Origin of the sequence: Flavobacterium sp. Root420 (assembly GCF_001427905.1) — a bacterium.
Lineage (GTDB): Bacteria > Bacteroidota > Bacteroidia > Flavobacteriales > Flavobacteriaceae > Flavobacterium.
The window spans coordinates 61,825-72,505 of the sequence record NZ_LMEF01000007.1 but is presented as its reverse complement, the minus strand read 5'-3'; the positions used below and the strand labels follow the sequence as shown (position 1 = coordinate 72,505).

Sequence of the window (10,681 nt, the reverse complement as noted above, 5' to 3'; positions counted from 1 at the left end):
TGTTAGGTATTTTCGTTTAAAGATTAAAGTTATAGTTTGTCATTCCGACGGAGGAGGAATCCCCGCGAGAAGCTCGACAAAGATTGGATTTTCGTTGAGGAGTTACTTGCGGGGATTCCTCCTCCGTCAGAATGACAAAACAACCGAACAAAAACAGTAATAATGTTTCAAAAAAAACAATTTCTTCTTTTTAAAAGGGACTTTCGACTTTCGACTTTCGGACTTTCGACTGTCTTTTTGTTACTCTTTGCAGGATTCGTTTCCGCACAGGAACTTCATAAAAAAGAAACAACGGAATTCCAGCCCACCATCAAATCCTCAAAACCTTGGGTGTATTGGTATTGGATGAAATCAGCCTATTCTAAAGCAGGGATCACAGCCGATTTAGAAGCCATGAAACAAGCCGGAATCGCAGGTGCCTATTTAATGACAATCAAAGGTCCGGCAAATCCGCCATTAATTGATCCGCCCGTTTTGCAATTGACACCTGAATTTTGGGATATGATTCATTGGGCATTTAAAGAAGCAAACCGATTAGGATTAAAAATGGCTTTTCACGGGGCTGATGGTTTTGCCGTTGCCGGTGGCCCATGGATCACGCCGGAAATGTCAATGCAAAAAATCGTTTGGTCAACAACTGAAATTGCCGGAGGAAAAACGATTACTTCAAAATTACCCGTTCCAGAACATTACAAAGAGTATTATAAAGACATTGCGACTTTTGCTATTCCGATAAAAGAATTTCAAACTAATTCGCAAATTCAATTACCAAAAGTTACCACTTCAAATAACACGGATGCTTCCTTTTTGACTGATCCTAAAAAAGATGAGAATTTCAAATTTGCTGAAAAAGGATGGATTCAATATGAATTTGAAAAACCTTTTACCTGCAAATCCATTGTGATTGAAACCAAAGGAAGAGATTTTCAGGCGCAGCGCTTAATCGTTGAAGTAAGCGATGATGGGATTAATTTTAAATTCCACAAAAGAATGGTTGCGCCACGTCACGGCTGGCAGGATATGGATTATGCGCATACACATACAATTACACCAGTTACGGCAAAATATTTCAGATTTGTTTACGATCCTGTTGGAACTGAACCAGGAGCAGAAGATTTAGATTTTGCGAAATGGAAACAGAATTTAAAAGTCAGTAAAATTACACTTTCAAATCAGGCGTTGATAGATAATTACGAAGGAAAATCAGGAGCTGTTTGGCGTTTGAGTCCTGAAACTTCTGCAAAACAAATTTCGGATACAGAATCTTTCAAAAAATCGGAAATCCTTAATATCTCAAATTTAATTGATGCAAATGGAAATTTAAATTGGAAAGCGCCAAAAGGAAAATGGAAAATTATCCGAATGGGGCATACTTCGACCGGACATGAAAATGCGACGGGTGGAGCAGGGAAAGGTTTAGAAGTAGACAAATTTAATCCGGAGTTAATTCGTTTTCAACTCGATCATTGGTTTGGCGAAATGATTCGCACGATTGGACCTGATCTGGCTGCTAAAACTTTAGAAATTTTGCATTTTGATAGTTGGGAATGCGGAAGCCAAAACTGGTCGTCCGTTTTTCAGGCTGAATTTCAAAAAAGACGCGGTTATAATTTGGTAGATTATTTGCCTGTAATGGCTGGAATTCCAATAGAAAGTGCCGCTGTTTCAGAGAAAGTTTTATACGATGTTCGAAAAACAATTGCCGAATTGGTTGCCGATAATTTCTACGGAACTGTCGCTCAAATCGCCAAAGAAAATAATGTAAAATTAAGTTCAGAAAATGTAGCGCCTGTTGTAACCAGCGATGCATTATTACATTTTAAATATGTCGATTATCCGAGTGGCGAATTTTGGCTAAAAAGCCCAACGCACGATAAACCTTTTGATATGATGGATGCCATTTCTGGCGGACATATTTACGGAAAAGATATTATTCAGGCAGAATCTTTCACGGCGTTACGAATGGATTGGGACGAACATCCGGGGAATTTGAAAACAACCGCAGATCGTAATTACGCTTTAGGAATTAACCGATTGTTTTACCACGTTTTTGTACATAACCCGTGGACGGATAGAAAACCGGGAATGACTTTGGATGATATCGGAAGTTTTTTCCAAAGGGACCAGACCTGGTGGAAACCTGGAAAAGCATGGTTTGACTATTGCCAAAGAGTACAGTTACAATTGCAAAAAGGAAAACCGGTGATTGATTTAGCGGTTTTTATTGGCGAAGATTTTCCGTCACGCTCTTTTGTTCCGGATCGTTTAGTGCCTTTTATTCCGAATGTATTTGGAAAGGAAAGACTGGAAAGTGAAAAAATACGTTTGGAAAATGAGGGACAGCCAACAACTAAAATGCCCAAAGAAGTTACCTATTCTAAAAACAATACTGATTTGTCGCAATGGATAAATCCTTTAAATGGATATCAATACGATTCCTTTAATGCCGATGTTTTAATTAACAATGCCAAAGTTGTAAACGGAAAAATCTCTTTTGGAGCCGGAATTGAATACGGTGCGTTATTGTTTCCGGGAAGTCATAAAATGGCGCCGAATAAAATGATTTCTTTGGCTGTAGCCGAAAAAATACTGCAGTTAGTAAAAGAGGGTGCAACTATTTTTGTTGATGAAAAACCGAATTTACAGCCGGGAATGCAATCAGAAGCAGATCATAAAAAATGGCAAAATGTTGTTGATGAAATTTGGACTAATACTTCTAATGCATCAACCTGGAAAATCGGAAAAGGAATGCTTATTAAATTGCCGTATTTAGGAAATGATTTTGCTTCAATCGGAATTCAGCAGGATATTTATTTTCCTAAATTAAACAGAGCCGATTCAGAAACAATTGCCTGGACACACAGAAAATCGAATGAAGAAGAAATCTATTTTCTTTCGAATCAGAAAGTAGAAAAGAGAAATTTTGAAGCTTCCTTTCGCGTAAGCGGAAAAATTCCCGAATTATATAATCCGGTAACAGATAAAAAAACTTTTTTGTCTGATTGGAAAGTAGAAAACGGAAGAACGATTATTCCAATTGTATTAGATGCAAATGAATCTTGTTTTATCATCTTTAAAGAAAATACAAAAGAATCAGTTTCGAATAAAAAGCAGAATTATGCTGAGTTAGAGTCAGTTCAAACTTTAGATGAAAATTGGGAATTACAATTTGATCCTGAATTTCACGGACCAAATGAAGTGGTACAAACAAACAAATTGTTTGATTGGAGTACTTCAGCAAATGATCGGATTAAATATTATTCAGGAACAGCAGTTTACAAAAAAGATTTCGTCTGGAAAGGAAACAATAAAGAAAAATTCTGGCTTGATTTAGGAACAATTGCCAATATTGCTGAGGTAACTATAAACGGAATCAACTGCGGAACAATCTGGACTTTTCCATACAAAACAGATATTTCTGAAGCTTTGAAAAAAGGAAAAAACACGATTGAAATTAAAATCACAAATACTTGGGCAAACCGATTAATTGGTGATGAAAAATTACCAAAAGAAGAGAGATTAACCTGGACAACAGCGCCGTTTAGATTACAGGAAGGAATATTATTGAAAGCGGGATTGTTAGGGCCGGTTACGATTGTAAAAGAAAAAAAGAAAAAATAGCCACAGATTTCACAGATTAAAAGGATTAATTCTGTGTATAAAATAGCCACAAATTCACGAATGATTGTGGATAAAGATTTAGAATAAATTCGTGAATTCGTGGCGGAAAAAAATGAGTAGCGTCCTGCTTTAGCGGGATGTAAATAATGAAGAGCAAGTGGGGGGCTTTAGCCAAAATGCACAGATTAGGCTAAAGCCAATGCCAGATCAATTTTATTCCCCCAGCTAAAGCTGGAGGCAATTCAAAAGAATAAAAGATTAAGTAGGAATATATCGCTCCTACGGAGCTATTTTTTCGGAGCTATTATTTCTTTCTATAAATATTTCGTCCCGATGGGACTAAGCTCCATAGGAGTGAAATGTTTATAGAAAAAGAATGTTGAGATTAGTTTAGCTCCAGAGGAGCGACATCTCTCTAAGATAATTTAAAGAATAAAATTAAATGAAAGATTTTAAACACATTTTTATTGCACTGATTACGCTTTTGGCATGCCTTCAAATCAACGCAAAAATCAAATTGCCGGCATTGTTTTCAGACAACATGATACTGCAGCAAAAAGCCAACGCACCAATGTGGGGCTGGGCAGAGAAAAACGGGAATATCACGATAAAAACGTCGTGGAATTCTAAAATCTACAAAGCAAAAGCCGACAATCAGGGAAAATGGAAAACAGCATTGCAAACGCCGGTTGCCGGAGGACCGTTCACCATTGAAGTTACAGAAGGAACTGAAAAAGTAATTGTGAAAAATGTTTTGATCGGTGAAGTTTGGTTGTGTTCAGGACAATCGAATATGGAAATGCCTTTGAAAGGTTTTCAGGGACAACCTGTAACAAATGGTAATGATATTATTGTGAGATCAACCAATAAAAATATTCGGTTAATAACAATTCCGCGTGCTACTGTTTTAGAACCTTTAACTGATTTTGAAGGAAAATGGGAAGTAGCTTCTCCAAAAACGACATCAAATTTTAGTGCGACGGCCTGGTATTTTGGTTCACTTTTACAGGAAGTTTTAGATGTTCCGGTGGGATTGATTCATGTTTCGTACGGAGGTTCAAGCATGGAAGCCTGGATGAATCAGGAAATGCTGAAAGATTTTGCAAGCGCTAAAATTCCAACCACAAAAGAAGAATTGGCAAAAGATCCAAATCGTGTTCCTACGACTTTATTTAACGGAATGTTGTCGCCGGTTATTGGTTACGGAATCAAAGGTTGTATTTGGTATCAGGGTGAATCAAATTACGAGAGAGCTTCTGAGTACAAAGAGTTGATGAAAAAAATGGTAAGCAGCTGGAGAGCTTTGTGGAAACAAGGTGACTTTCCTTTTTATTACGCTCAAATTGCACCTTTTAATTATGCGTCATTTCATCCGAAAGATTACTTGGATAAATACAATTCGGCTTATTTGAGAGAAGCGCAATTAAAAGCTACAAAGGAAATTCCGAATTCGGCAATGGCAGTTTTAATGGATATTGGAGAAGAAAATAGCATCCATCCAATGGATAAGGAAAAAGGCGGAAGTCGTTTGGCGTATCAGGCTTTGGCGAGAACTTATGGTATTGAAGGTTTCGAATTTGAGAGCCCAAAATACAAATCAATGGAAATAAAAGAGAACTCGGTAATCGTTTCTTTTGATGATGTTGCGAATGGAATAACCTCTTATGATAAAGAAGTTACAGGTTTTGAATTGGCAGGAGAAGACAAAGTTTTTTACCCTGCAAAAACGGTAGTTCGCAGAAAATCAGTGGTTTTGACTTCAGACAAAGTTGCTAAACCAGTTGCGGTTCGTTACCTGTTTAAAGACTTTGCAAAAGCAGAATTATTTAGTGCAGGAGGTTTACCTGTTTCGTCTTTTCGAACAGATGAGTGGTAGTCGATTAAACCTTTTATAATATAGTGGGTCTAACTAATTCATTTAAGTTATATACTTAATTAGTTAATGATTTTTTAAACCTAACAGGTTTTAAAAACCTGTTAGGTTTGTCTTGAAAAATGAAATATAAAGTAGCGCACTACTTTTAAGAATATTTACGTCTAAACAAATAAGTGTGAAAAATACAATAATATTATTTTTTCTTTTCACAACGCTTTTCATAAAGGCGCAAACTCCTGTGCTTGAAAATTACAATCCCGTTTGGCATACACAAAGTACTAATTCATCAGAATCCATGCCTTTAGGCGGCGGCGATATTGGTTTGAATGTTTGGGTCGAAAAAGGCGATTTATATTTTTATTTTTCGCGTAGCGGCACTTTCGACGAGCATAATACCTTATTAAAATTAGGTCGTGTAAAAGTCACTTTAACACCAAACCCATTTAAGGATAATGACGATTTTCATCAGGAACTGGTTCTGAAAGATGGCTATATTTCAATTGCGCAAAATAATACTAAAATCAAACTTTGGGTTGATGTTTTTAAACCGGTAATTCATCTGGATTTAGAAAGTAAAACTGCGTTGAGAATGACGGCTTCTTATGAAACCTGGCGCCATTTCAATCGTCCATCAAAAGGAAAAGCAAATAATGCCAATTCTTATAAATGGGCTCCACAGGGAGAAATTTTCACCTTTAAAGATTCGGTTTCGGTTGGAAATAATGGTATCCAATTTTATCATAGAAATAGAGAACAAACCGTTTTTGATGTTGCTGTAAAACAACAAAAAATGGAATCGGTAAAAGATCAGATGATGAATCCTTTGGCGAATTTGATTTTTGGCGGATTCATGTCAGGAACCAATTTAAAATCAGATGGAACTTACTTAGGAAAATATCAGGATACCGATTTTAAAGGTTATTCGCTTTCAAGTATAAAACCATCCAAAAAGCAGGAACTTCAAATTCATTTATATACCAATCAATCTCCCCAACAATCTTCTTGGGAAAATGGTTTGAAGAATCAAATTTCGGACTATAAAATCAACTCCAAAAAAGCGGAGAAAAATACCATCGCCTGGTGGAATAATTTCTGGAACCGCAGTTTTATTTATACCCAAAAAAATAATGTTGCTGAAAAAGATTCAGTTTATCAAATAGGAAAAAATTATCAGTTGTTCCGGTACATGCTGGGATGTAACGCTTACGGAAAATATCCAACAAAATTCAACGGCGGATTATTTACCGTTGATCCGGTTTTTACCAATGCGGATTTAAATTTCACACCCGATTTCAGAAATTGGGGTGGAGGAACCATGACGGCTCAAAATCAAAGATTAGTTTATTTTCCGATGCTAAAAAGCGGCGATTTCGATATGATGAAATCACAATTGGATTATTATCTGAGCCTTCAGAAGAATGCCGAATTAAGAAGCAAGGTGTATTGGAATCATAACGGAGCAGCGTTCACAGAACAATTGGAAAACTTTGGTTTGCCAAATCCGGCAGAATACGAATGGAAACGCCCTGCAGATTATGATCCGGGAATGGAATATAACGCCTGGCTGGAATATGAATGGGATACTGTTTTTGAATTCTGTCAAATGATGTTGCAGCAAAAGGAATTTGGAAAAGAAGATATTCAGAAATACAATTCGTTCATCATAAGCTGTCTTCGATTTTTTGATGAACACTATCAATATCTGGCCAAACAGAGAGGCAGAAAAGCGTTGGATGGAAACGGAAAATTAATTTTATTTCCGGGTTCAGGTGCCGAAACCTATAAAATGGCTAATAATTCTAATAGTACCATTGCAGCTTTGCAGGTGATTACAGAAAAGCTTTTAAATCTTTCTTCGGAACAATTATCGAAAGAAAATGTTGATTATTTAAAAGGCTTTCAAACCCGAATTCCGCCTTTAAATTTTGGAATAATAGAAAATCATAAAGTATTAGTTCCTGCAAAATCGTGGGAAAGAGTGAATAATTCTGAAGTACCGCAATTGTATCCGGTTTATCCGTGGGGAATTTACGGAGTAGGAAAACCAGATTTAGAAACGGCTTTGAATACCTGGAAATACGATGCTGATGCGATTAAATTCAGAAGCCATATTGGTTGGAAACAAGATAATATTTTTGCTGCGAGATTAGGTTTAACCGAAGAAGCTGCAAAATATAATCTCTTAAAAATGAGTGATTCCGAGCGACGATTTTCGGCATTTTGGGGTCCTGGTTTTGACTGGGTTCCGGATCATAACTGGGGTGGTGCCGGCATGATTGGCATGCAGGAAATGCTGCTGCAGGAAGCCAATGGAAAAATATATCTTTTTCCGACCTGGCCAAAAGACTGGAATGTTCATTTTAAATTACATGCTTCTCAAAACACTATGATAGAAGCCGAGCTTCAAAACGGAATTACGAAAATTATTAAAGTAATTCCTCAGGAAAGAGAAAAAGACATTATAAATCTGTTAGGGATTTCAATAGAAGAAAAGAAAAAATTAGACTAACTAACTATTACCAATTACAATGATAAAGAAATTATTAAGCGCTGTTGTTTTGTCAATGCTGTTGACAACAAACGGACAGGCGCAATCGGCTGGAAAAACAGCTGAAAAACAAATCGTCAAGGTCGATTTCGATTTTTCGGGAAGAAGAGCGGAAGAAGTAAGTGACCCAAATTACAATTCATGGCCAATCACGGAACAAACAGAAGCAGAGAAATCTTTTAATAACGTAAAATTCAAATTAAAAGGAAATTTTTCATCGAAATGGTTTAAAGTCGGAATGAACGCACCATTTTACGGCCGATTAACAAGTGACGGTTTGGTAAGCGATAAAAACTTAGAACTTACCATTAGTGGATTAAAAACTGGACAACATTCATTGCTTACTTTCCACAATACTTTTGACAAGATTGAAGGAAAGTCATTTGCTCCAATTAAAATATTTGTAAACAATAAATTAGTAGAAACTGTAATTTCTAGTAACAGAGCAACTTCAACTATTGAGGCGGCAACTGCTTACATTGTGTTTAATGCTCAGACCGGTAAAAATGTAGTGATTCGTTTTGAATTAGATTCTAAAGATGCTAGTTTAATTCAGCAATTGGTCATTAACGGATTTGAAATTGATACACCAAATCTTAAAAAACAAGCACATACTCCAAAACCGGAAGATGCAGATGCACATGTTGTTTTGGGTGAAAAATTCATGTTGAACTGGCAAGCTTCAAAAGAGGCTGTGGCTCATAAATTGTACTTCGGAACAAATTTGAAAGGAGTTACAGACGCTACGGATAAATCACCGGAGTTTAAAGGAAAACAAACCGATACAAAATTTGCAGTTGCTGATTTATATAGTATGACAACCTATTACTGGCGTGTTGACGAAGTGGATGCAAAAGGAAATACAACTTTAGGAACAGTTTGGTCATTTAAACCGGCACAATTGGCTTTTCCGGGCGCTGAAGGTTCCGGACGTTTTGCTGTAGGTGGCAGAGGCGGAAGAGTTGTTGAGGTTACGAATTTGGATGATAGCGGTCCGGGAAGTTTTCGCGCTGCTGTAAACGAAGGAATTGGTCCTAAAACTATTGTTTTTAATGTTTCAGGAAATATAAAATTAACAGATCGATTGGTGGTAAACAATCCAAACATTACCATTGCAGGGCAAACGGCTCCGGGTGAAGGAATTACGATTAGTAAAGCACCGGTTGGATTAACCGGAAACGATGGTATAATCCGATTTTTGAAAGTTAGAATTGGAAGCGGAAAAACCTATGACGGAATGGGACTTACTGGTGCCAATCATAGTATTATTGACCACTGTTCTATTAGCTGGACAATTGATGAATCTTTCAGTTCACGTAGTGCACACAACATTACTTTGCAACGTACTTTGATTTCTGAAGCATTGAATGTGGCAGGACATGATAAATATCCAGAAGGAAAAATGCACGGATTTGCTGCTACCATTGGTGGTGATGTGGGGAGTTTTCATCATAATTTATTGGCACATAACTACGGTAGAAACTGGAGTATTGGCGGAGGTTTGAATGGCGACGGATATTACACAGGAAGACTGGACATTAGAAATAATGTCGTTTACAACTGGGGACAAAGAACAACTGACGGAGGTGCAAATGAAGTTAATTTTGTAAATAATTACTACAAACCGGGAGCTTCAACTAAGTATTTCTTTGCGTTGAATGCACAACATGAAGGCGTTGGAAAAGGAATGCAGCGTTATTATTTTGATGGAAATATCATGCAGGGTTATTTTGATGAGAAAAGTCAGGAAAAAGGAAGAACCTCTACCATTTCGCATAATGAAATTGTGAAGTATGAAACTTTTGTTGATAAACCATTCTTCGAATCATATGTAAAAACAGAAAGTGCGACAGGTGCTTATAAAAATGTCCTTTCGGATGTTGGAGCGAGCGAACCGTTTTTCGACAAACACGATAACCGAATTATAGATGAAACCTTAAAAGGCACTTTTACTTATAAAGGAAGCAAAAGCGGTTTAGGCGGAATGATCGATTCTGAAAAAGATTTAGGCGATTTAGGTGAATATGCGACCGAAAAACGTGCAGCAGATTGGGATACCGATCATGACGGATTGCCGAATTGGTGGGAAACAGCAAAAGGATTGAATGAAAATTCGAAAGCTGGCGATTTTGCTGATACGAATTTAGATGCCGATAAAGATGGTTTCACACAATTGGACGAGTATTTAGACTGGATGGCACAACCTCATTTTTTTATCACTTCAGGTGGAACTAAAGAACTTTCAGCGGCTGATTATTTTAAAGGATACGAGAAAACGCCGGTATATACTTTCTCAGATCTTAAAAATGGAAAAGTAATTTTAAATGGAAAAGACATTCAGTTTACGGCAATTGAAAACGGCTTTGCGTCAGTAGTAATCACTGTTAAAGATGCTGACGGAGATTCTATGAGCCGTACTATTAATTTCTTTGTAAAATAAAAAAAAGGAACGCGGATGACGCGGATTTAAATGGATTGCCACGGATTTTTTTCAAAAATAAAATCTACTTAAATCTTTTTAAATCTGCGTGAAAAAATAATTCGCACGCAGATTTTGCAGATAAAAAAAATCCGCGATAATCTGTGTTTGCTTTAGCAATCCGCGTCATCCGCGTTCCAAATCATCACAATACCAA

At 36.9% G+C, this 10,681-nt stretch carries 4 protein-coding genes; all 4 read left to right on the top strand.

The genetic code is table 11. The features are described 5' to 3' along the window. Positions 1–162: 162 nt before the first annotated feature. Positions 163–3,621, top strand: a complete 3,459-nt coding sequence (locus tag ASC72_RS06250) for a glycosyl hydrolase (protein ID WP_082564250.1) — start codon at positions 163–165, stop codon at positions 3,619–3,621. A gap of 442 nt (positions 3,622–4,063) precedes the next feature. Next, entirely contained in the window at positions 4,064–5,497 is a 1,434-nt protein-coding gene (locus ASC72_RS06245; protein WP_056188476.1) for a sialate O-acetylesterase, read from the top strand. A 175-nt stretch (positions 5,498–5,672) separates the two neighbouring features. Beyond that, positions 5,673–8,006, top strand: coding sequence for a DUF5703 domain-containing protein (locus tag ASC72_RS06240; RefSeq protein ID WP_056188473.1), 2,334 nt, complete (start codon positions 5,673–5,675; stop codon positions 8,004–8,006). A 19-nt stretch (positions 8,007–8,025) separates the two neighbouring features. Beyond that, on the top strand, positions 8,026–10,485 hold the full coding sequence (locus ASC72_RS06235) for a polysaccharide lyase family 1 protein (protein WP_056188471.1): 2,460 nt from the start codon (positions 8,026–8,028) through the stop codon (positions 10,483–10,485). The last annotated feature ends 196 nt before the right edge of the window (positions 10,486–10,681 follow it).

Excerpts from the sequence above, each read along its gene's own strand:
- ASC72_RS06245 (WP_056188476.1), top strand. The coding sequence starts at position 4,064 with ATGAAAGATTTTAAACACATTTTTATTGCACTGATTACGCTTTTGGCA.
- ASC72_RS06250 (WP_082564250.1), top strand. The coding sequence starts at position 163 with ATGTTTCAAAAAAAACAATTTCTTCTTTTTAAAAGGGACTTTCGACTT.
- ASC72_RS06235 (WP_056188471.1), top strand. The coding sequence starts at position 8,026 with ATGATAAAGAAATTATTAAGCGCTGTTGTTTTGTCAATGCTGTTGACA.